We start from the raw sequence: 22284 nt of genomic DNA on the forward strand, positions 1-22284 counted from the left end.
GTTAATTTCATTTCGTGCCAGGACTTTTACTCTTGCACCCTGGGCCAGGAGGTCTCTTCGAGACCCTCAACATCTTGATTGAAGTCCCGAAGCAGTTCCATGAACTGCGCCTGCTTGGTTTCGGGCCAATTGCCAACCACGCGATTGAGCCCTTCTTCATAGACTTTGCGAGTGGCAATGAGCGCGTCAATGCCGGCAGTAGTGGGGGCAATGCGGCGGGCAACCTCGCCCGGGGTGCCCGCTACATAGCAAACATGGCCATGGCGCAGCAGCATGCCAACCTGACGGTGGATGGTTGAGGTGTCGAGGCGAAGGGCCCTGGAGAGCTCCTTCAGTGTCATGGGCCCCACGGGCTCCAGACGATTAAGGAGCACATAAGCGGACCGCTCCAACGCTGGATCGTCATGGTAAAACGGGCGCAGTTGATAGCGAGAAAAGAGCATGAGCTCGTACTGCATCGACTTCAGCAAATCGCTGGATACTGTCATGGCGCTCCCTGTTTGCTCCGTTTCCATGACCCATTCTAGCGAAGCCTTGAATGAGACATATTTCATGTATGATGCAAAGCTTGTGTACTCTACAATAGAGTTAGTTAATTCAATCTTTCCGTTCGTACAGGAGCCCCATGACGCAAAGCCCCCCGGTAAAAGTTCCCAAATCACCTTCTCCACGCTTGGCCATCGTTGTACTGGCCTTCGTGGGAATTGTGGTTTCGCTGATGCAGACCCTGGTAGTCCCACTCATTCCACAACTACCTTTGTTGTTGAACACCACATCGGCAGATGCTTCCTGGATTATCACAGCCACCCTTCTGGCCGGGGCAGTCATCACCCCGATTGCTGGCCGGCTGGGAGATATTTTCGGCAAACGACGCATGCTGATGTTCTCCCTGATCTCCTTAGTAGTGGGCTCCGTGCTTTGCGCGTTGACAGATTCCATGGGTTTGATGCTCGTGGGACGAGTACTGCAGGGGCTGGCGATGGGTGCCATTCCGTTGGGTATCAGCATCCTTCGTGATGAACTGCCGCGGGAAAAGATTGGTGGCGCAGTTGCGACGATGAGCGCCACCATGGGGGTGGGCGGAGCAATTGGGCTTCCCGTTGCTGCGGTCATAGCCCAAAGCGCAGATTGGCATGCCCTGTTCTGGGCCTCCGCCGGACTTGGCATCATCGCTATAGTCATGGTCTTCGTAGTGTTGCCCGAGTCCACAATGCGCACACCTGCACGCTTTGACGGGGTCGGAGCAGCCGGCCTCGCTGCGGGTTTGATGGCCCTGCTTCTTCCCATTACCAAGGGTGCGGACTGGGGCTGGAGCAGCCTGCTGACGCTGGGCTTCTTTGGAGCTTCCGTTGTTATTCTGGTCCTATGGGGAGTTTTTGAGCTCCGTGTAAAGGAACCACTGGTGGACCTGCGCGTTTCGGCGCGTCCCCGCGTGCTGTTCACAAACCTCGCCTCAATTGCAGTGGGTTTCGCCATGTACGCCATGACGTTGTCCTTCCCGCAGTTGCTCATGGCGCCTTCCTCAACCGGATACGGGCTCGGCCTGTCTATGGTGCAGGCCGGCTTGGCACTGGCCCCCGGCGGCATTGTCATGATGGCGCTCTCGCCGGTATCCGCTCGCATAACAACCTGGCGAGGCCCAAAAACAACCCTGCTGATAGGTGGAGTGGTCATTGGGGCAGGTTACGTTCTGGCGTTCTTCCTCACCACAAATGTTTGGCAGGTAGTAACTGCGTCGATGGTGATCGGCGCCGGAATCGGACTCTCATACGCGGCTATGCCTGCGCTGATCATGAGTGCTGTGCCACAGACGGAAACTGGTGCGGCCAACGGGCTCAATTCCCTGATGCGTGCCGTAGGCACCTCCACCTCAGCCGCTGTTATGGGAGTCATTCTGGCGAACATGACAATGACTGTGGGAGATCTCGCGGTGCCCACCATGGAAGGGTTCCAGCTGACATTCGTTGCTGCGGCCGGTGCCGCAGCGGCAGCCATCGTTTTGGCATCGCTGATCCCGCGCCACCGGAAGGCTGTACCGGTCAATGTTCACGTCAGTAGTGAGCCTGCCAGGGTTTAAATTAATCTGAGCACAAAGCAGGCTTCAGGGTGAGATCCCTGAAGCCTGCTTTTTTAGTGCCCGACGGCGGCGCCTTGTGTTTAGTTTTTTTACTTAGGTCTGTTGGGGTGTGAGTGGTTGTTCCCCGGTGATGGGTATTTCTTGGTTGTTGGCGTCGAGGAGTTTGCCGTTGTCCCAGTGGTCTCCGTGTTGGAGGCAGTGGGCTATTTCGGCGGGGATGAGTCGGTCTGTTCCGGCGGCGAAGACGGAGGGGTTTTCTGGGTTGCCGAGGGTGAAGTGGTTGAAGAGGAGGTTTAGGAGGATGGCGACTACGGCGGCGGAGCTGATGCCGGAGTGGAAGATGGTGGCGAACCATTCGGGGAATTTGTCGTAGAAGGTGGGTGCGGCGATGGGGATGATGCCGGCGCCGATGGCGGTGGCGACGATGATCATGTTCATGTTGTTTTTGTAGCTGACGGTGGAGAGTGTGCGGATGCCGCTGGCTGCGACGGTGCCGAAGAGGACGATTCCTGCTCCGCCGAGGACGGGTAGTGGTACTGCTGCTACGACGCGGCCCATGACGGGTAGGATGCCCAGGATGACGAGGATGACCCCTCCTGCTGCGACGACGAAGCGGCTTTTGATGCCGGTGACGGCGACGAGGCCGACGTTTTGGGCGAAGGCGCTTTGGGTGAAGGAGCCGAAGACGGGGGCGATGACGCTGGCGGCCATGTCGGCGCGGAGGCCGTCGCCGAGGCGGCGGGAGTCGACTTTGGTTTCTACGATGTCTGCTACTGCCAGGATGTCCGCGGAGGTTTCTACCATGATGACCAGGACCACGATGAACATGGAGATGATCGCGGCGAGGTGGAAGGTGGGCATGCCGAGGTGGAAGGGTGTGGGGAAGGCGATGAGGGGGCCGGTGGTGACTTTGGAGAAGTTGGCCATTCCTAGGGCGAGGGCGATGAGTGTGCCGATGACGATTGCTAGCAGGATGGAGAGTCGTGAGATGGTGCTGTTTCCTAGTTTGCTGAGTAGGAGCACGATCACGAGGGTTCCGGCGGCGAGGGCGATGTTGGTTACGTCGCCGTAGTTTTCTGCTTTTTTGTTTCCGCCCATGGCCCAGTTAGCTGCTACGGGCATGAGGGAGAGGCCGATGACGGTGATCACGGTGCCGGTGACTACGGGTGGGAAGAATTTGATGATTTTGGAGAAGATGGGGGAGATGAGTAGGCCTAGTGCTGAGGAGACGATCACGGCGCCGAAGACGCTTTGGATTCCGCCGCCGCCGTTGACGATGGCGACCATGGTGGCTACTCCGGCGAATGAGACGCCTTGTACTAGGGGTAGTTGAGAGCCGAAGAAGGGTAGGCCTAGGGTTTGGAGCAGGGTGGCTAGGCCGCCCATGAAGAGGCATGCTGCGATGAGTAGGCCGATGTCTGCTGGTTTTAGTCCTGCTGCTTGGCCCACGATTAGGGGTACGGCGATGATGCCGCCGTACATGGTGAGGACGTGTTGGAATCCGTACGCGAAGCTGGCGCCGATTCCTAGTTTTTCATCTTCTGGTCTGGCTGTTTTCGTGGTGGCTATGGTGGTGGTGCGTGTTTTCTTGGTCATAGCGGACCTCCTTGTCTGCTTACCTAACATCTTTGACGACAACGCGCTGTGGGGGTTGCCGTGTTGGTGAGGCGGGGGGCCGTGGCCCCCCGCCTCACTCTTTACTCAGTACAACTCACTCTTTACTCACTCTTTACTCAGTACTGCTGGTTGGTGCTGGTTGGTGCTGGGTGGGGTGGTGTTTAGCAGAAGCCTGCGACGCCGTCCCAGATGTTGCCTGCATTGGAGGCGTTTTCGCGTAGGACGGTTCCTTCGATGAGGCCGTAGGGGCGGTCTGCTGCGAAGAAGACTTCGTTGGGGTTGTCTTGGCCGAAGGGGGTGAGGTCAACGACGAAGTGGTGTTTGTTGGGCATGGAGAATTTGATTTCATCGATTTCTGGGTGGGCGTTGAGTACTTTTTTGCCCATTTCGAACAGGGTGTTTTGGAGTGCGTGGGAGAAGCCTTCGGTGAAGCCTTCTAGCAGGAGTGCTTTGATGGATTCGTAGGAGGTGTTGAAGTCGAAGTTTTTATTGATGGCTTCGGGGTTGAAGCGCCAGCGGGCGGCGACGTCGGTGGCGAGGATCCGGTCGCTGGTCTGGGCTAGGGTGGTGTATTTATCCACGGGGAAGCCTGTGAAGCCGGATTGGGTGGTTTTGAGAACGGTGAGGTCTTTGAGGCCGGCGAGTACGTGGGTGGTGTCGCCGTTTTTAACGACGACGGAGGTGCGGATTTCTTGGTTGCTTTTCACGAAGGAGTGATCGTGGGCTGTGCCGTTGGCTTGGATGCGGTTCCAGGCGTATTGTTCAGCTGACCAGCGTCCGCCATTGATCCAGGCGAATTCTTTAGTGAAGTGTTCGCTTAGGCGTAGCAGGAAGGCTTCGGGGGAGCCGATGCCATCGCGGGCGAAGGAGTAGATGGTGTTCTTTTGTGTGTCGGTGGGGACGACGTGGGCGTTATCGCCATCGATGTGGGCTGCGTTGAAGTCGCCGCGTACTTCTGAGGTGACGTTGAGGTCTTCGATCTCGTGGCGGTCGGTATCGCGGGTGATTTTTACCACGCGTACTTCGGCTTTGCCGAATTGGTTGGCGCCGAGGATGATGTTGTTCTCAGTCATGGTCTAGTTTCCTCTGTATGTTGAATAGGCGAAGGGGCTTAGCAGCAGGGGTACGTGGTAGTGGTCCTGGCTGTGCTGGAGGGTGAAGGTCAGGGAGATTTCTGGGAAGAAAGTCTCGGTGTTGATGCTGGCGAAGTAGGCGCCGGTATTGAACCGTAGTTGGTAGGTGCCGGTGGGTAGTTTTTCCGGGCCGAGGTCTTTCACTCGCCCGTTTGTATCGGTGGTGGCGGTAGCGATTTGGGACCATGTGTGGCCCTCGCGGGTGTGGAGTTCAACGGCGACGGATGTGGCCGGTGTTCCTGTTGCGGTGTTCAGGATGTGGGTGGTTATGTGGGAAACGCTCATGCGTTGATCACTCCTTGGAGTCGTAACACTGCGATTTCTCGTAGTTGCCCAGCAACTATGAGGTTTTCCTCTTCGGGGGTGTTCTTGAGGCGTTGGTGGAGGGTGTTGATGATTTCCTGTGGGGACCGGCCAGCGGCCCGTATCAAAAAGACTTGGTTGAAACGGGCTTCGTAGGCCCGGTTTCCCTCGGTCAGGGCGGTGGTGATGGCCGGATCGGTGGGATCTACCCCTGCTTGCTCGGAACGAGAAAGCGTAGCTTCGGTACTGGTGCCGGGGGCGCGTTGACCGATTCGGGGATGATGAGCCATCGCTGAGGCTATTTCTTCGGTAGTGAAGGGATCACTAGCGTTACCAGCGCAGGAAAGAAGATCATTGATGGTAGCGAAGGGCCGGGCAGTGATGATCTCATCGATCCATCGCTGGATATCGATACAGGGACGCAAAACAGGTTCGAGTTCTGTTCGCGCGGCGTGATTGAAGTCCTCAAGCAGCATTGCTTGTATTCCTTCTAGGTCATTGCTGGCATCCACGGTGTCGGCTATACGAACAACACAAATAGTTTCGTATCGTGGAACTGTTATTTCAGCATATGAATAGTGAACCGCATCACAGCCGAGATGTCAATCACAACAACTGTGTGTAATGCTGGCGGCAAAGAAGCTCCTGTTTACTGGCGGGTGGCTGCGTACAATCATTGCTGCAACAAGGCGGGCAGGCAGGTGGGCGGGTCCGTGGCCGGTAGGGGCCAGGGCTGAGGCTGAAAGTCTTCACTGCCCGTGCCGGGCTCGTGCAGCGCAACCGAGGCCCAGGTTTTGAGGGCTGCTTTGAGGGTATGGGTTCAAGGCATGGCAAAGCAGCACACCGCGGCAGAATGCCGCTGGTGCGCTGCTCGAGGGTGTGGGCTTAGAGTCCTAGTTCCGTGCGCAAGCGGGCTACGTGACCCTCCGCGTTGACGTTGTATTCTGCACTGCGCACCGTTCCATCGGCATTGACCACTACCGTGGAGCGCAAGGTGCCGATCATGGTGTTGCCGTTGATTACCTTTTCACCCCATGCTCCCCAGGCTTCAGCCACCTCGTGATTGGCGTCAGAGAGGAGGGGGAAGTTCAAGCTGAACTCCTCGGCGAAAGTGGTTAACGCTTCCTGCGGGTCAGTTGAGATGCCCACAACGTCAACTCCGGCGCCCTGAAGTGCAGTGAGGCTGTCGCGGAAATCGCAAGCCTCGGTGGTGCAGCCGGGGGTGGCGGCTTTCGGGTAGAAGTAAACGATGACCTGGCGCCCGGCGTAGTCGGTTAGTGAAACGGTTTTACCGTTGGCATTCGGAAGGCTGAAGCCAGGGGCTGTTTGAGCGGCGCTGAGTTGCTTTGACATTTTTGCTCCAATGTTTTCATTATGCGGAATAATTATTTTGCTGTATGGAACAGCATAATGACACCGGCATGCAACGTCAACGTCGTGTCCGGCATGCGGGCGCTACCTTAGTGTCTCGCATTGCCGGATCGGAGCGCGTGGCGGCTGGCAATACTGCTATTTAGTGTCGCAACGACAGTAAAAGTGTTATGCTGTCTGTACGACATAAAATTTGCCGGGATACCAACCCCAAGGAGAAATCATGCTCTTCGATCAGCAAACCGCACTCGTCACCGCCTCAGGAGCCGGAATTGGCCGCGCCATTGCCCAGCGGCTTGCCGCAGAAGGTGCGGCGGTGGTTGTTTCCGATGTCAATGACGCCGCCGGTGGCGAAACCGTGGCCCTGATCACTGCAGCTGGGGGACGGGCCGCCTACAAGCATGCCGATGTCAGCAAATCCAAAGACATTAGCGCACTGGTAACTTTCGCCGTTGAAACCTTTGGTTCCTTGGACTTGGCGGTCAACAACGCGGGCTTGGGCGCCATGCCCAAGGATATCCAAGACGTCACCATCGATGACTGGGACCGCACCATCAACGTCACCTTGCGCGGGACCTTCTTGTCCATGCAGGCTGAAGTTGCCCACTTCCGTGCAAACAATGGTGGTGCCATAGTTAATGTGGCTTCAATTGCGGGTATCTCAGCAACGCCGAAACTAACTCCCTATGGCGCATCCAAGCATGGCGTTGTCAGCCTCACCCGCAGCGTGGCATTGGAGAACGCAGCGCATGGAATCCGTGTCAATGCGGTGGCCCCTGGAGCCATTGAAACCGCAGCATTGGCGGCCCTGCCAGCGGATGCCAAGGCCGGCTACGCTGCTGAAGTTCCAATGAACCGGCTGGGCCGTTCGGAAGAAATTGCCAATGCCGTGGCATGGCTGCTCTCCAAGGAAGCCAGCTTTGTTACCGGTGTCATACTGCCGGTTGACGGTGGCACCAATGCCTAAGCTCTCCGAAGCTCAAGAGCGCCAAACCGTGGGCGGTGGCGATGGCCAACGAGCCGCGCTGATTAGCTCCCTGACGCGGATCATCAGCGAATGGTCGGCACCGGACTTCCTCACAGCGGTGGTCGCGCGGGAAGGAGTGGACCTTGATCCCGGGGCAATCACCATGATCACCATCCTCTCCGATCAGGGCCCGCAACGGCCATCGGTGCTGGCCAGGCATATGGTGACGGGAGCATCAAACATCTCCAAGATCGTTGCCCGGCTGACGGCGGCAAAATTGTCCGCGCGGATTGCAGATCCTCGTGACGCACGTGCTCACCTGGTAGCACTCACCGCGGATGGTCAACGTGTTGCAGACACGTTTGTGCGTGCCGGTGACGGGCTTGTGGAAGAACTATTACACGGCTGGAGCCCTCAAGAACGAGATGACCTACTCGTCTCGTTGGAAAAACTTGAATCTGCCACAGTGAAACTGGCCAAGAGCATTACAGCAAAAGTCCCCACCGAAGGACGCGATCCTTCACCTACCCCTCAAACACTTCAAGGAGACCCGCAATGAGTGCTTCATCCAACCCCACAGAGAACTCCAGCAACAATCAGCAGCAACGTACCTACGTCATCACCGGTGCCGGCTCAGGCATTGGACTTGCAACAACCAATCTCCTGCGCGAACGTGGCGCCCGCGTAGTGGGAGTTGACCTCCGCGGTGCCGATGTTGAAGCAGATCTCAGCACAGCGGCCGGACGAAAAGAAGCCGCAGAGTTGGCCCTCACGGCAGCTGACGGGAAAATCGACGCCGTCATTGCCTGCGCCGGGATCTCCGCACCCATCCCGCTGACAGTAAGCGTCAATTTTTTCGGTGTCACGGAGTTTCTTCAGCACCTGGCACCTGCCCTGGCAAAAAGCGCAAGCCCGCGTGCCGTCGTCGTCAGTTCCATGGCTTCTTTGCAGCCCAACTCCCCGGAACTGGTGGAAGCACAGCTCGCCGGTGATGAAGAAAAAGCGGTGGCTATTGGCGCCACGCTGGCTGCCTCGGGCCCGGAGGCCGGCTACCTGAACTATCCCTCGAGTAAGCGGGCACTGAGCCGCTGGGTGCGGCGGGAATCCATCACACCCACCTGGGCCGGGGCTGGTATTCCGTTGAACGCGGTAGCACCAGGGACTGTCATCTCGCCCATGACGGAACAGCTCCTCGCTACTGAAGAAGGCCGGACAATGGTGGACTCCCATGTTCCCATGCCGCTGAACTACCATTCAGAAGCCATTGTCATCTCCAAGCTGCTGGCCTGGCTGACAAGCGAAGAAAACACCCACACAACAGGACAAACCATCTACACCGATGGCGGAGCAGATGCTTCACTGCGCGGGGACAACATCTGGGACTAGCTCCCGGCACGTGCGAGGAAAACAAAATCTAAATACAAACAGGGAGCCGCAGCTCAACGCTGCGGCTCCCTGGTTTATCTCTGGATCATGGCGAATGTATTACAAGCCCAGATCGTCCTGGAAAGCGGCCCCCTCAAGACGCATCCGGACCGTTTGAAGGAAGCGGCCCGCATCGGCCCCGTCCACGAGCCTGTGGTCGTAGGTCAGGCACAGGTACATCATGTGGCGGATAGCCAGAAGATCATCCCCGTCCGGGCCCGTGACCACCACGGCACGTTTAACAATGGCACCAACACCTAAGATTCCCACCTGCGGGGCGTTGATGATGGGGGTATCAAAGAGTGCACCCACCGAACCAATGTTCGTGATGGAGAACGTTCCACCGCTGAGCTCATCGGCCGTGATGGAACCATCGCGTGTACGGGCGGCAACATCGGCAATACCAGCTGCCAAACCGGCCAAATTCAACGTTCCAGCGTTGCGAACCACCGGTACCAGCAGACCCTTAGGCGCATCCACGGCGAAGGCGAGGTGCTCACCATCGTGGTAGGTGATGTTTCCAGCGGCCTCGTCAAAGGAAGCGTTGAGCATGGGATGAACCTTCAGCGCCTCCGCCACTGCCTGAGCAATGAACGGCAAATACGTCAGATTCACCCCATTGGCAGCAGCGAATGACTCCTTTGCCCGCGCCCGCAATCGCACAATGGCGCTGACATCCACCTCGTGCACCTGTGTGAGCTGCGTGGAGGTGTCCAGGGATTCGCGCATGCGCTTGGCGATCACAGAACGAATCCGTGGCGCCTTCACTACCGTTCCACGCAGATTTGCGGACGCGGGAGCCCCAGCTACTGGTGCATTTTTAGGTACTTGTGTTGGCGCAGGAGGCACGACGGCGGCACTTGGCTCAGGCGGTGAAGCGGCAGCGGCAGCGGCTGTAACGTCACTGCGACGAATGCGAGAACCAACGCCGGTACCGCTCACCGTGGCAAGGTCAACTCCGTGCTGGCGTGCCAGCTTGCGCACCAGCGGAGTGACATAGGTGGCTGATCCGGCCAACGCCGGGGGAGCCTGGGTTTCCGCAGGCGGCGTCAGGGAGGCCGAGGCCGTCCGCGGCCGATTGGCCGGAAAGCCGCCGAGGGAATCCCGGTCCGCCGGGGGCCCCGCCGCCGGGGTTGCAACTGGCGCAGCCGCCGGGGTTGCAACTGGCTCAGCCGCCGGTGCTGTCCCGGAGTCGGTCGAAGGGGTTGAATCCGCGGAGCCGATGATGGCAAGGACGGATCCGACTTCGGCAACCTCGTCCTCGGCCACCACGATGCTCTGCAGGATTCCTTCGAACGGTGAAGGAATTTCGGTATCCACTTTGTCGGTGGAGACTTCCACGAGCGGGTCATCAATGCTGACGGTGTCGCCCACGACTTTAAGCCAACGGGTAACAGTTCCTTCGGTGACGCTTTCGCCCAGAGCGGGCAGCAGCACTGACTCAGTCATTTACCGTCCGTTCCACTGTGATTTCGCCGCGGCGCAGCAGCCGGCCGGTGGGGGTGATGCCGTCGAGTTCATGACCGCGCAGGAATGTGCGCCTGACAACACCGGAGAGCGCACGCCCGTCGTAAGGGGTGATGGGGTTTTTGTGCTTGAGCTTCTTCACATCGACCACAAACGCGTCATCGGCGGCGAAAATGGAGAAGTCGGCGTCGTATCCCGGTGCCAGTTTGCCCTTGCGGTGCAGTTGGACAAGCTCCGCCGGAGCGGTGGACATCCAATGGATGACCTGCTCCAACTCAATACCGCGTTGGCGGGCCTCGGTCCAGATCAGCGACAGACCCAACTGGAGGGAGGAGACTCCGCCCCAGGCCACGGCAAAGTCACCGTTTTCCAGGTCCTTAAGATCCAGGGTGCTGGGGGAGTGGTCTGAGACGATGCAATCGATGACGCCGTCACGCAGTCCCTGCCACAGCTTTTCCCGGTTAGAGGCTTCCCGGATGGGCGGGCAGCACTTATAAGCGGTGCCCCCGTCGGGGATTTCCTCTGCCATGAGTGTCAGGTAATGCGGGCACGTTTCCACGGTCAGCTTCACACCGTCGCGGCGGGCACTGGCAATCATGGGCAAGGCATCTGAGGAGCTCAAGTGCAAGATGTGCGCCTTGGCGCCCGTCCAGCGGGCACGTTCAATGACCTCGGCAATGGCCAGGTTCTCGGCGCCGCGCGGACGCGAAGCCAGGAACTTGGAGTATTGATCGCCCTGGGCTGTGGGTGCACGGTCAATGGTGCGTGAGTCTTCGGCATGGACAAGCATAAGGGCGTCGTACCCCGTTAGCTCCCGCATGTCCGCTTCCATCTCATCAGGATCCAGCGGCGGGAATTCATCCACCCCAGAGTGCAGTAGGAAGCACTTGAAACCAAACACGCCGTCGTCGTGCAAACCGCGCAAGTCTGAGATATTGCCGGGGATGGCGCCACCCCAGAATCCAACGTCAACAAACGCCTGGTCTTGCGCTACGCTGCGTTTGAGTTCCAGGGCGTCCACGTTGGTGGTGGCCGGAATGGAGTTCAGGGGCATATCGATGATGGTTGTCACCCCGCCTGCCGCGGCGGCACGAGTGGCTGAGGCAAAGCCTTCCCAGTCGGTGCGTCCGGGTTCATTGACGTGCACATGGCTGTCGACCAAGCCGGGAATCAACGTTTCATCATCAGCTAGCTCAATGACTTCCCTGCCCTGGAGGTTGTTCCCCAACGGCTCCAAAGCAATGACAACACCGTCACGGACGCCCACTTCACGCGGGGCAATGCCGGCGGTGGTCAGTACCCGGTTGCCGCGAATAACGAGGTCATAGCCGCCGTCGTTCGTGTCGCTTCCTGCAATATTAGACATACGAGTTCTCCTCTTCCTTACCTGTTTGGGCAAGTCGGGTGCCAATCAAGGCACCAATTTCAGTCAGCAGGGCCCCTGCGTTTTTCATGCAAACGTCCGTGTCGGCTTCAATGTCCGTCAGCGCGTAGCTGTGGGCAAAGCCGGCATTGGCCAAAATCTCCGGCGACAAGGTGGTGCGCCCGCACACGGCAACAACGGGAACGCCCGCGGCGCGGGCCGCGGTTGCTACGCCCATGGGCGCCTTGCCAAAGAGGCTTTGTTCATCAAGGCTACCCTCGCCTGTAATGACAAGATCGGCGCTGCCCATTTTTTCGGCTAATCCGGTCAAACCCAGAATCACCTCTATGCCAGGGCGGCGTTTGGCGCAGAGTACCGCAAGTGCGGCGTAGCCAGTGCCACCAGCTGCACCTGAGCCGGGTGCGTCGATGGCGTCTACAGCCGCTGTGCCAAGGGCATTGGCCATGATACGGAAGTAGCGCTCTAAGGACTTTTCCAAATGTTCCACATGGGCGGTGGTGGCTCCCTTTTGCGGACCAAAAATTGTTGCCGCACCGTCTGGTCCCAGCAGTGGGTTGTCCACGTCGCTGGCTAATGTGAAAGTAACGGCTCCCATGCGTGGGTCAAGTCCGGTGAGATCAATGTTGGTGACCTGGGACAGGGCCCCGCCGCCGGGCGGCAAATGCTGCCCGGCGGCGTCCTTAAATGTTGCTCCCAGCGCCGCAAGCATCCCTGAGCCGCCGTCAGTTGACGCGCTTCCACCGACACCGAGCACAATCTCCGTACAGCCATGATCCATGGCGGAGGAGACCAACTGGCCGGTGCCATAGGTAGTTGCGGCCAACGGGGAGAGTTGGCCATTGTGCAAAACAGCGAGCCCGGAAGCTGCCGCCATTTCAATCACAGCCACTTTGCCGTCGACGGCGTAGTCGGCCGTGACCGGTTGGCCCGTGGGCCCTTGCACCAGAGCGCTGACCCGGGTAAAGCCGGAGGCAACCACGGCGTCGATGGTACCCTCGCCGCCGTCGGCTACGGGCATGAGATCAATCTCCAGCCCGGCGTGCGCGCTGCGCAGGCCGGCCGCCAAATACTTGGCAACCTCCGGGGCTGAAAGGGAACCCTTGAACTTGTCGGGGGCGAGGATGATGCGCATGGTTCGTCCCTAGTCCTGCAGGGCCAAGATGGCGGTGGGGGCGTCAGCTGCGTACTGGGCGATGTCTTCGATTTCATTGACATTGTCCAGTTCGGTGCCCATGGAAATGTTGGTGACACGCTCCAGGATGGCCTCAACAACCACAGGAACCTTGAACTCCTCCATGAGACGCTTTGCCTCGGCGAACGCGGCAGCCATATCCTCGGGGCGCTCTACACGGATGGCCTTGCAGCCCAAGCCTTCGGCAACCTTGAGGTGGTCAACACCGTAGCCGTTGGTCTCCGGTGAGTTGATGTTATCGAACGCCAGGGACACGTGGTAATCCATCTTGAAGCCGCGCTGGGACTGACGAATCAAGCCCAGGTAGGAGTTGTTCACAACCACGTGGATGTAGGGGAGGTTGAACTGTGCGCCCACGGCCAGCTCTTCAATCATGAACTGGAAGTCGTAGTCGCCGGACAGGGCAACAACGGTCTGGCCCGGCTTGCCGCGGACAACGCCCAAGGCTGCCGGCAGGGTCCAGCCCAAGGGGCCGGCCTGTCCGGCATTGATCCACTGGCGGGGTCCAAAGACGTGCAGCATCTGGGCGCCGGCGATCTGCGAGAGACCAATGGTGGAGACGTAGGTGGTGTCGGGACCAAACGCGGCATTCATTTCTTCGTAGACGCGTTGTGGCTTCATGGGCACGTTATCGAAGTGAGTCTTGCGCTGCAGGGAACCCTTGCGAGCCTGGCAGTCCTTTGACCAGGTGCCGTAGTCCGGCACACCGAGATCGGCCTTGCGCTCACGAGCAACTTCCAGGAGTATTTCCAAGGCTGCTCCGGCGTCGGAAACGATGCCCAGATCCGGTGCGAATACGCGGCCGATCTGGGTGGGCTCAATGTCCACGTGCACAAACTTGCGGTTTCCGCGGTAGGTGTCAAGGCCGCCAGTGTGGCGGTTGGCCCAGCGGTTGCCGATGCCGATGACGGTATCTGATTCCAGGAACGTGGCGTTGCCGTAGCGGTGCGAAGTCTGCAGGCCAACCATGCCGGCGCTCAGTGGGTGATCATCGGCGATGGTGCCCCAGCCCATGAGTGTGGAGATGACCGGGATGTTCAGAAGTTCGGCCAGCTCCACCAGCTGTGCTGAGGCGTTGGCGTTGATGATGCCGCCACCAGCAACGATGAGCGGCTTCTCGCCAGCGAGCAAGATATCTAGTGCCTTTTCAGCCTGCTTGCGTGTCGCGGCGGGCTTGTTCGGAACCAACGGCTCGTAAGCGTCGATGTCGAACTCGATCTCTGCCATCTGCACGTCGATGGGCAGGTCCAACAGAACCGGGCCGGGACGCCCTGAACGCATCAGGTAGAACGCCTTCTGGAAAGCGCCGGGAACCTGGCCAGGCTCCTTGACGGTCATGGAAAGTTTGGTCAAGGGAGCCGCGATGGACTCGATGTCCACAGCCTGGAAATCTTCCTTGTGCAACTTGGCAACGGGGGCCTGGCCGGTGATGCACAGCATCGGGATGGAATCAGCCTGGGCTGCGTACAATCCTGTGATCATGTCAGTACCTGCGGGGCCGGAGGTACCGGTGCAAACGCCAATGTTGCCTTCGGCGGCACGTGAGTAACCGTCCGCCATGTGTGAGGCACCTTCCATGTGGCGGGCCAGGGTGTGGTTTAAGCCGCCATGCTCACGCATGGCTGAGTAGAACGGGTTGATGGCTGCTCCGGGGAGACCGAAGATCTCCGTGGCGCCTTCTTTTTCCAAAATCAAAACGGCTGCGTCAACGCTGCGCATCTTAGCCATGGTGTTGCTCCTTTAAAAATTTGTGGTTGCCCGGTATGGGCAAAGTAGAACGGTGCGGCGGTGGTGTTTCTAAGGTGGGATTCCCGCCGTCGAACGTCTCGAAGATCATTCGACGGCGGGAAGTTTGAGGGCGAACCCCGGAGTAGTTTTTTTTATTTGTTTCCGGAGGAAGCCAGGACCTGCTTGAACAGGGCCGAGTGGTCCAAGCCGCCGTCGCCCTGGGCAACGATGGCGGTGACCAGCTGGGCAACAGCGCCACCCAAGGGAACCGAGATGCCGGCTTCACGGGCTGCTGCTGTGACAATGCCGAGGTCCTTGTTGTGCAGGGCCAGACGGAAGCCGGGATCGAAGTTGCGATCAAGCATCTTCTGGCCCTTCTGCTCCAAGACCTTGGAGCCGGCCAGACCGCCGCCAAGAACCTTAAGGGCGGCGTCGGTGTCCACTCCGTAGGCCTCAAGGAAAGCAATAGCTTCGGCAAGTGCCTGGATGTTCACTGCCACGATCAGCTGGTTAGCTGCCTTGACTGTCTGGCCTGAGCCGGAGGGACCCACGTGGACTATGGTCTTGCCCACAGCGTTAAGAACATCAGCGGCATCGGCGAAGTCCTTGGCGTCACCGCCAACCATGATGGAAAGTACGCCGTCAATGGCACCCTGCTCGCCGCCGGAAACCGGTGCGTCCAAGGGACGAATGCCAGCTGATACGGCTGCTTCGGAGAGACGCTTGGAAACGTCCGGGCGGATGGAGCTGGCGTCTACCCAGATGGCACCCTTGCGGGCGTTGGCAAAGACGCCCTCTTCACCGTTGACTACTCCTTCTACATCCGGGGAGTCAGGAACCATGGTGACGATGACATCGGCGTCTTTGACGACATCGGCGATGGAAGTTCCGCCACGCCCCCCTGCGGTGACGAGCTTGTCAATGGCGCCTTGGCTGCGGTTGAAACCTGCAACTGTGTGGCCTGCTTTGATGAGGTTGACGGCCATGGGCAGGCCCATGATGCCGAGTCCGATTACTGCAACGTTGCTCATAATGTGTCCTTTGCGTGAAATGTGAGGAGGAGTTTTAGTTGGCCGGCTGGCGGATGGCCCAGCTGAAGGCATCTGCTGCAGCGGCCTTGTATTCCAGGCCGATGGGGCCGTTGTAGCCAAGTTCGCGGCTGCGGGTGATCCATTCGCCCAAGGGAAGCGTGCCGGTGCCGGGGGCGCCGCGGCCGGGGTTGTCGGCGATCTGGATGTGGCCAAAGTCCTTGGCGTAGTTTTCAATCACGGCGGGGACGTCGTCACCGTTGACGGCGAGGTGGTAGAAATCTGCAAGTAGCTTGACGTTGTTTACCCCTGCTGCTTCGGTCCGGGCGATGATGCCCATGACATCCGCGGCGGTCTTCAACGGGTAAGCGGGTGTGCCTGAGACTGGTTCCAGAAGTACAGTGCCTCCAATGGCAGCAACCCCCTGCGCAGCTGCGACCAGGTTCTTCACACCAAGTTCATCTTGCTCCTGTGCAGTGAATTCTTCCTGGCGGTTGCCGTAGAGGGCGTTGAAGTGCTTGCAACCCAGACGTTCGCCAATACCTGCCACGACAGCAATATTGTCCTTGAACTCGGAGCAGCGACCCTTCCAGGAAACCAAGCCACGGTCTCCGCCAGGCATGTTCCCGGCGTTGAAGTTCAATCCAGTCAGCTGCACGCCAGCATCGGTGATGGCGCGCTCAAAAGCTGCAACGTCGGCGTCGGCCGGGACGGAGGAGTCAAAGGGCCACCAAAATTCCACTGCATCAAAACCGGCGGCCTTCGCTGCTGCGGGGCGTTCCAGCAGGGGAAGCTCCGTCAGGAGGATGGAGCAGTTCACTGTGTACGACATTTTAGGTCCTTCCAAGGAATCGACGATTCCTGAGTTCTCATATTGTGGAAATTAGTTTCTGCCTAATGAAAAGTCTAGAGAAGGTCTCTCCCGTAGTCAAGGTGGCAGGAGGACTTAGTTGTGTTCCACGCCATAATCGTTGCCGTGCTAGTCTGGCGCGCATGAATTCTGCCGGTGAACAAGACAGTCAGGGGCGCTCATGGGGCTCACGGATGAGAGCTGCCGTAGTGCCGGTTCTGGCCCTGGCGGCGGTGATAACCGGAATCCTGTTGGCGATGGGGGCTAGTGGAAGCGCCGAAGTTGGCTGGTTTGCGTATGCGCCGCTATCGAATGAGATGGTTTCATCGAACGCTCTTTTCTTCATCGGGCCACGGGCCAAAGTTGGACTGGCGAGCATGGCGCTGGGGTTGATGTTGCTGGCGTTCTGGTCCGGGTACCGCACAGCCGTGCGGCGAAAGTCGGCGCATTTCTGAGCCGTGACATAAAAAGCCCCCGGTTGCGTGATAAGCCCCCCGTCAACGGGGGGCTTATCACGCAACCGGGGGCCGAAGCCACGCTGTGGTGCTTATGTCAGTTTGATCTGACGGTTCATGTCCTTGTACAGCAGGTAACGGAACTCGCCCGGGCCACCGGCGTAGCAAGCCTGCGGGCAGAAGGCGCGCAGCCACATGAAGTCTCCTGCTTCCACCTCAACCCAGTCGTTGTTGAGCAGGTACATGGCTTTGCCCTCCAACACGTAAATGCCGTGTTCCATGACGTGGGTTTCCGGGAACGGAATAACCCCGCCTGGCTGAAACGTAACAATATTCACTTGCATGTCATGCGCCAAGTCGGAAGAATCCGTAAACCGGCTGGTCTTCCACGCGCCGTCGGTGTCCGGCATGGCCGTGGGCTCAACTTCGCTGTCACTGGTAACAAACGACTTTGCCTCATAGCCTTCGAGGCGCTCGTAGGCCTTGCGGATCCACTGGAAAGTCACGACGTCGTTGGAGACATTCTCCAGACCCCAGGCGTCACCGGCGGCGAGATAAGCGTAGCCACCCTCTTCGAGCTGGTGGAGCTCACCTTCCAACGTCAGGTTGACCTTGCCTTTGGTGACGAAGATGACGCCTTCCACGCCGGACTCGAACTCAGCGCGCGGGGCACCGCCGCCGGCGCCGATCTCAACGATCAACTGAGAGAAAGTGGTGGCGAAACCGGAGATCGGGCGGGCCAGGATCCAAGAGCGGGTGTTGGAGAAGCCCGGCAGGGTGCTGGTGACAATGTCTGTCATGACGCCCTTGGGGATGACCGTGTAGGCCTCCTTGACAATGGCACGCTCGGTGGTCAGATGTGTTTGCGGCGGTAGGCCGCCTTCGGGGGAGTAATACTTGCCCATAGGGGAGTCCTTTAGCTAGAAACTGTGGCGAGCCGGGGGTGAGCCAGCGCCGTGAGTTGTGATTGGTCAAGAGTTGTCAGCGAGAGCACTTCACCGGCGCTGGAGGCACCGCACACCAAACCGCGCAAAATGAAGTTCGCCAGGGCGCGGGCCGTTGCCGGCTCATCCATGACAGCGCCTGGTGTCTGCAGGACGTAGTTGCGCAACCGCACGGCCGCGCCGGGCAGCCCTTGGCGGTAGAAGGCATACGTTGCACTGAAACGGCTCGGCAGCTGGGCCGGATGCAAATCCCAGCCCTGGTAATAGCCGCGTTCCAAAGAGCGGCGCACCAAGCGTCCGTGCAAAGCCCAAGCCGACTCGGCGCCGTCGCCCACTGGCATGATGTTGGTTGAGCCGTCGGAGAGGCGGATACCTGTTCCGGCAACTGCCAACTGCATGATTTCTTTGGCCAGGTCGGCAACGGGGTGTTCCATGGACTGGTACTCGGCGGAAATTTCCAGCGAGGCACTGTAGTCGTAGGTGCCGTAGTGCAGACCGCTGATGCGGCCGGGGACAGCATGGGCCAGTTGGGCCACTGGAGAATTTCCGGCAGGACCCAAAATGAGCTGTGGGGTTTCCACCTGCACCTCAAAGCGCAGGCGTCCGGGGGTCAAACCGTGGATTTCCTCTAGGCGGCTCACCGCGAAGTCCATGGCCTTGACCTGATCCACTGTGGTGACTTTAGGGAGCGTCAGTACCAGGCCCTCTGGCAGTTCGCCGGCCGAGGCCAGTGTTGAGACGAACAAATCCAGGGTCCGTACGCCGCGGGCACGGGTGGGGGCTTCGAAGCATTTGAAGCGGATACCAATGAACGGAGGTGCCGTGCCGGCGTCCACTGCGGCACTAACAGCCTTACCGGCTGCCACTGCTGCAGCATCCTCTGCCTCGTCACCACGATCACCAAAGCCGTCTTCGAAATCAAGACGCAGGTCTTCAATGGGCTCGCTGGCTAACTTGTTAGCTACGCGAGTTGCAATGGCTGTTGCCAACTCCGCGTCCTGGCCCAGAAGTGCGCCGAGCTTTTCCAGTCCACCGTAAGCGTCAATGGCGGCTAAACCTTGTGCGCCCCAATCTGCGGCAAACGTGGGAGTGAACTTATCTGCCGGTACGTAGACCGTGTGGACCGGCTGGCGGGTGCCGTCATCTCCTGGGTAGTTCTTTTCAAGAAGCTGATCCGTTGCGGCACACTCTGATTCAATATGCGCCAAATCTGCCGCATTCAGTGAGGGTTTCGCAGCCATTCTTAGCCCACCAGTTCGTAGGCGGGAATGGTCAGGAAGTCGGTGTAATCCTCGGAGAGGCAAATATCACTGATTAGTGCGCTGGCGTCCTTGTAGTACTTCTGGAACGTTTCCTCGCCCACTTCACCGCGCAGCTTTTCCGTCTCTTCGGCAAGGATGCCGGTGACGAGCTCACGGGTGACAACGTTGCCGGAGTCCGCAAGCTTGGTTTTGTTGCGGATCTGCTGCCAAACCTGTGAACGGGAGATTTCGGCAGTGGCGGCATCTTCCATAAGGTTGTGGATGGCTACTGCACCGTTACCTGAAATCCAGACTGCTGTGTAGGCAACAGCCACATAAAGGTTAAGCCTTAGGCCTGCTTCAGTTGCCTCGCCCTGGGCAGAAGAGATGTCCAAGAGCTGGTCTGCCGTGACATTGACCTCGGGACGGAGCTTGTCCAACTGGTTCGGGCGGTCACCAAGAACCGCGTCAAAGACTTCCTGGCAAACAGGAACCAGATCCGGGTGGGCCACCCATGAACCATCAAAGCCGTCATTGGCTTCGCGGGTTTTGTCATTGCGAACCTTTTCAAACGCTGCTGCCGTCACTTCCGGCTCGCGGCGATTGGGGATCACAGCGGCCATGCCGCCCATGGCAAACGCGCCGCGAGCGTGGCAGGTTTTTACCAGCAGTTCGGTGTAGGCGCGCATGAACGGAGCCGTCATTGCGACCTGAGCGCGGTCCGGCAAGGTGAAGGCTTCACCGGCGTCACGGAAGTACTTGATGATGGAGAACAAGTAGTCCCAGCGCCCGGCGTTCAAGCCCGAGGCGTGATTGCGCAATTCGTAAAGGATTTCATCCATTTCAAAGGCGGCCGGGATGGTTTCAATCAGCACAGTGGCGCGGATGGTGCCCTGGGGGATGGCCAGGTAATCCTGGGCAAACACGAAGACGTCATTCCAAAGCCGTGCTTCACGGTACGTTTCCAGTTTTGGCAGGTAGTAGTAAGGCCCCTGCCCGTTGGCAATAAGTGTTTTAGCCGTGTGGAAGAACAGGAGACCAAAGTCTGCCAACGCACCTGATGACTGCTCGCCGTCGACCAGAATGTGGCTTTCGCTCAGGTGCAAGCCGCGGGGGCGGGCAACAACCACTGCCAGCGGAGCATCGGTGCGCAAACTGTACTCTTTGCCTTCGGGCGAGGTGTAAGCAAGGGCGCCTTCAGCGGCGTCCTTGAGGTTCAATACGGCGTCAACCACATTGGACCAGAGCGGGGTGGAGGCATCTTCAAGATCTGCCAGCCATACTTTGGCGCCGGAGTTCAGCGCATTGATGGCCATCTTTGCCGGTGAAGCGGGGCCGGTCATTTCTACGCGACGGTCCTCCAAGGCGGCAGGTGCGGGGGCAACCTTCCAGTCGCCTTCGCGGATTGATTTGGTCTCCGGCAAAAAATCCAACTTGCCGGTTTCGGCAACAGCTTCGCGCTTGGTGCCGCGGGCAGCCAGCAGTTCCTGACGAACAGGGTTGAAACGGCGGTTGAGCTCGGCCACAAAAGCCAAGGCCTCAGGGGTGAGGATCTCTTCGGCGCGCGGGATCGGTGTTGGATCGGTGACTGTTACTGACTGGTTGCTCATGCGTTGGTCCTTTCGGAAAGTGTTGAAGCTGCTGCGGAAGCCACGGCTGCTGCAACGTCGCCGGCCACATGCGGGTCGAAGACACTGGGAATGATAAAGCTTGCATTGAGTTCGGATTCATCGACGCGCTCAGCGATGGCGGTAGCAGCTGCTACCAGCATCTCATCTGTGATATCGGAAACGCCCGCATCCAGCAACCCGCGGAAGAAGCCCGGGAAAGCCAAAACGTTGTTGATCTGGTTTGGGAAGTCGCTGCGTCCGGTGGCCACCACTGCGGCGTACTTGGAGGCAATGACCGGGTCAACTTCTGGAGTGGGGTTTGCCATGGCGAAGACGATTGCCTTCGGTGCCATGGCGGCAACCTGTTCCTCGCCCAGGACATTGGGCCCGCTGACTCCGATGAAGACATCAGCTCCGACCACGGCGTCGTGGAGTGTGCCGGTGAAGTTCTCCGGGTTGGTGTTGTTGGCCAGCCAGGTGCGGTGGGCATCCGTGTAGGTCTCGTCGCGGTTGACTGCGCCATTGCGGCCGCAGGCCACAATGTTGTTGGCGCCCTGTGCCAGAAGCAACTGGATGATGGCGTTGCCAGCAGCGCCAACACCCGCCACCACAATCTTGACGTCTTCGATTTTCTTTTCAACAACCTTCAAGGCGTTGGTTAGGGCTGCGAGGGTAACAATGGCTGTTCCGTGCTGATCGTCGTGGAAGACCGGAATGTCCAGTTCTTCCTTGAGGCGACGCTCAATTTCAAAGCAGCGAGGAGCGGCGATGTCTTCAAGGTTGATGCCCCCGTATACCGGAGCCATGGCCTTGACGATCATAATGATCTCTTCTGTGTCCTTGGTGTCAAGGCAAACCGGCCAGGCATCGACGTTGGCGAACTGCTTGAACAGTGCTGCTTTACCCTCCATGACGGGGAGTGCGGCAGCCGGACCAATGTCGCCCAGGCCCAGAACGGCGGTGCCGTCGGTGACAACTGCGATGGTGTTGCGCTTGATGGTGAGGTTGCGGGCCGCGGCAGGATCCTCGTGGATAGCCATGCAGACACGGGCGACGCCGGGAGTGTAGGCCCGTGATAGGTCATCGCGGTTGCGAATGACGAATTTGGAGTTGACCTCGAGCTTGCCGCCCAGGTGCATCAGGAACGTGCGGTCTGAAACGTGCATCACGTGAACGCCGTCAAGTGCCTCGAGGGCGTCCTTGATACGGTCTGCGTGGGCGTCGTCTGTGGTGTTTGCGGTGATGTCTACAACGACGCTCTCGTGCTGGGATTCAACAATGTCCAACGCTGTGACGGCGGCACCGGCCGAAGCGGCGGCAGCAGCGAGTTCGCTGGTGACGGTGAAATTTGAAGGAGCGGTCACGCGAAGGGTGATGGAGTTGCCGGGGCTAGGATTCGCCATTGAGATTCCTTGAGATTGGGCCCGTATGGGCGAGTCGACACTTACGATTGTTTTCGTATAATGGATATTATTATCTATCTGGTGGAATT

The 22284-nt window shown here is 59.0% G+C and carries 21 protein-coding genes; 5 read left to right on the forward strand and 16 right to left on the reverse strand.

The annotated features are described in order from the left end of the window. Window positions 1–26 precede the first annotated feature (26 nt). A complete protein-coding gene (locus AAFM46_RS02790) occupies window positions 27–515 on the reverse strand; it encodes a MarR family winged helix-turn-helix transcriptional regulator (RefSeq protein ID WP_343319431.1) in 489 nt (162 codons plus the stop codon). Window positions 516–625: 110 nt separating this feature from the next. Here AAFM46_RS02790 and AAFM46_RS02795 point away from each other — a divergent pair, with 110 nt between their 5' ends. Further along, window positions 626–2077, forward strand: a complete 1452-nt coding sequence (locus AAFM46_RS02795) for an MFS transporter (RefSeq protein ID WP_343319433.1) — start codon at window positions 626–628, stop codon at window positions 2075–2077. Between the two features lie 93 nt (window positions 2078–2170). Here the strand turns inward: AAFM46_RS02795 and AAFM46_RS02800 are convergent, their stop codons facing one another. The 5 genes from AAFM46_RS02800 to bcp all read right to left on the reverse strand — a co-directional run bounded on the left by AAFM46_RS02800 (window position 2171) and on the right by bcp (window position 6483). After that, entirely contained in the window at window positions 2171–3673 is a 1503-nt protein-coding gene (locus AAFM46_RS02800) for a nucleobase:cation symporter-2 family protein (protein WP_343319435.1), read from the reverse strand. A gap of 182 nt (window positions 3674–3855) precedes the next feature. Continuing rightward, window positions 3856–4767 (reverse strand): factor-independent urate hydroxylase, encoded by a 912-nt coding sequence (gene pucL / locus AAFM46_RS02805; protein ID WP_283532378.1) that lies wholly within the window; start codon window positions 4765–4767, stop codon window positions 3856–3858. A 3-nt stretch (window positions 4768–4770) separates the two neighbouring features. Beyond that, window positions 4771–5112 carry a hydroxyisourate hydrolase gene (uraH, locus tag AAFM46_RS02810; RefSeq protein WP_283532377.1) on the reverse strand — a complete coding sequence of 114 codons (342 nt, stop codon included), beginning with the start codon at window positions 5110–5112 and terminating at the stop codon, window positions 4771–4773. Next, entirely contained in the window at window positions 5109–5642 is a 534-nt protein-coding gene (gene uraD, locus AAFM46_RS02815; protein WP_343319439.1) for a 2-oxo-4-hydroxy-4-carboxy-5-ureidoimidazoline decarboxylase, read from the reverse strand. The genes uraH and uraD overlap by 4 nt, the downstream gene beginning before the upstream one ends. Window positions 5643–6015: 373 nt before the next feature. Then, a complete protein-coding gene (gene bcp, locus AAFM46_RS02820; protein ID WP_283532370.1) occupies window positions 6016–6483 on the reverse strand; it encodes a thioredoxin-dependent thiol peroxidase in 468 nt (155 codons plus the stop codon). A gap of 241 nt (window positions 6484–6724) precedes the next feature. Between bcp and AAFM46_RS02825 the strand changes: the two genes are divergently transcribed. From AAFM46_RS02825 to AAFM46_RS02835, 3 genes are read left to right on the forward strand one after another with little or no spacing between them, the layout of a single operon-like run. Further along, window positions 6725–7468 (forward strand): SDR family NAD(P)-dependent oxidoreductase, encoded by a 744-nt coding sequence (locus tag AAFM46_RS02825; RefSeq protein WP_343319441.1) that lies wholly within the window; start codon window positions 6725–6727, stop codon window positions 7466–7468. Beyond that, window positions 7461–8027, forward strand: coding sequence for a MarR family winged helix-turn-helix transcriptional regulator (locus tag AAFM46_RS02830; RefSeq protein ID WP_283532367.1), 567 nt, complete (start codon window positions 7461–7463; stop codon window positions 8025–8027). Before AAFM46_RS02825 ends, AAFM46_RS02830 begins: the two co-directional genes overlap by 8 nt. Next, the gene (locus AAFM46_RS02835) at window positions 8024–8854 is read left to right on the forward strand and encodes an SDR family oxidoreductase (protein WP_283532366.1); all 831 of its coding nucleotides are present in this window, start codon (window positions 8024–8026) and stop codon (window positions 8852–8854) included. Before AAFM46_RS02830 ends, AAFM46_RS02835 begins: the two co-directional genes overlap by 4 nt. Window positions 8855–8953: 99 nt before the next feature. On the opposite strand, the gene sucB is transcribed toward AAFM46_RS02835, so the two are convergent. From sucB to AAFM46_RS02865, 6 genes are all read right to left on the reverse strand, one after another. After that, the gene (gene sucB / locus AAFM46_RS02840; RefSeq protein ID WP_343319443.1) at window positions 8954–10342 is read right to left on the reverse strand and encodes a 2-oxoglutarate dehydrogenase, E2 component, dihydrolipoamide succinyltransferase; all 1389 of its coding nucleotides are present in this window, start codon (window positions 10340–10342) and stop codon (window positions 8954–8956) included. Then, a complete protein-coding gene (allB, locus tag AAFM46_RS02845; RefSeq protein ID WP_283532364.1) occupies window positions 10335–11726 on the reverse strand; it encodes an allantoinase AllB in 1392 nt (463 codons plus the stop codon). The genes sucB and allB overlap by 8 nt, the downstream gene beginning before the upstream one ends. Then, the gene (locus AAFM46_RS02850) at window positions 11719–12876 is read right to left on the reverse strand and encodes a glycerate kinase (protein WP_343319444.1); all 1158 of its coding nucleotides are present in this window, start codon (window positions 12874–12876) and stop codon (window positions 11719–11721) included. The genes allB and AAFM46_RS02850 overlap by 8 nt, the downstream gene beginning before the upstream one ends. Window positions 12877–12885: 9 nt before the next feature. Beyond that, the gene (gene gcl / locus AAFM46_RS02855; RefSeq protein WP_343319445.1) at window positions 12886–14664 is read right to left on the reverse strand and encodes a glyoxylate carboligase; all 1779 of its coding nucleotides are present in this window, start codon (window positions 14662–14664) and stop codon (window positions 12886–12888) included. Between the two features lie 152 nt (window positions 14665–14816). Beyond that, window positions 14817–15695: a 2-hydroxy-3-oxopropionate reductase gene (locus AAFM46_RS02860; protein WP_343319446.1), complete on the reverse strand. Its 879-nt coding sequence runs from the start codon at window positions 15693–15695 to the stop codon at window positions 14817–14819. Window positions 15696–15729: 34 nt separating this feature from the next. Beyond that, window positions 15730–16524, reverse strand: coding sequence for a TIM barrel protein (locus AAFM46_RS02865; protein ID WP_283532360.1), 795 nt, complete (start codon window positions 16522–16524; stop codon window positions 15730–15732). 161 nt (window positions 16525–16685) lie between these two features. On the opposite strand from AAFM46_RS02865, the gene AAFM46_RS02870 reads away from it, so the two are divergent. Further along, the gene (locus tag AAFM46_RS02870; protein WP_343319448.1) at window positions 16686–16997 is read left to right on the forward strand and encodes a hypothetical protein; all 312 of its coding nucleotides are present in this window, start codon (window positions 16686–16688) and stop codon (window positions 16995–16997) included. Window positions 16998–17089: 92 nt separating this feature from the next. Here the strand turns inward: AAFM46_RS02870 and AAFM46_RS02875 are convergent, their stop codons facing one another. The 4 genes from AAFM46_RS02875 to AAFM46_RS02890 are packed head-to-tail and all read right to left on the reverse strand — an operon-like array spanning window position 17090 to window position 22195. Beyond that, window positions 17090–17902: a bifunctional allantoicase/(S)-ureidoglycine aminohydrolase gene (locus tag AAFM46_RS02875; RefSeq protein ID WP_343319449.1), complete on the reverse strand. Its 813-nt coding sequence runs from the start codon at window positions 17900–17902 to the stop codon at window positions 17090–17092. Between the two features lie 11 nt (window positions 17903–17913). Beyond that, window positions 17914–19182 carry an aldolase gene (locus AAFM46_RS02880; protein ID WP_343319451.1) on the reverse strand — a complete coding sequence of 423 codons (1269 nt, stop codon included), beginning with the start codon at window positions 19180–19182 and terminating at the stop codon, window positions 17914–17916. A gap of 2 nt (window positions 19183–19184) precedes the next feature. Beyond that, window positions 19185–20792: a malate synthase A gene (aceB, locus tag AAFM46_RS02885; protein WP_343319453.1), complete on the reverse strand. Its 1608-nt coding sequence runs from the start codon at window positions 20790–20792 to the stop codon at window positions 19185–19187. Beyond that, window positions 20789–22195, reverse strand: a complete 1407-nt coding sequence (locus AAFM46_RS02890; protein WP_343319455.1) for an NAD-dependent malic enzyme — start codon at window positions 22193–22195, stop codon at window positions 20789–20791. Before AAFM46_RS02890 ends, aceB begins: the two co-directional genes overlap by 4 nt. Window positions 22196–22284: the final 89 nt, after the last annotated feature.

It is taken from the genome of Arthrobacter sp. TMP15 (assembly GCF_039529835.1).
GTDB lineage: Bacteria > Actinomycetota > Actinomycetes > Actinomycetales > Micrococcaceae > Specibacter.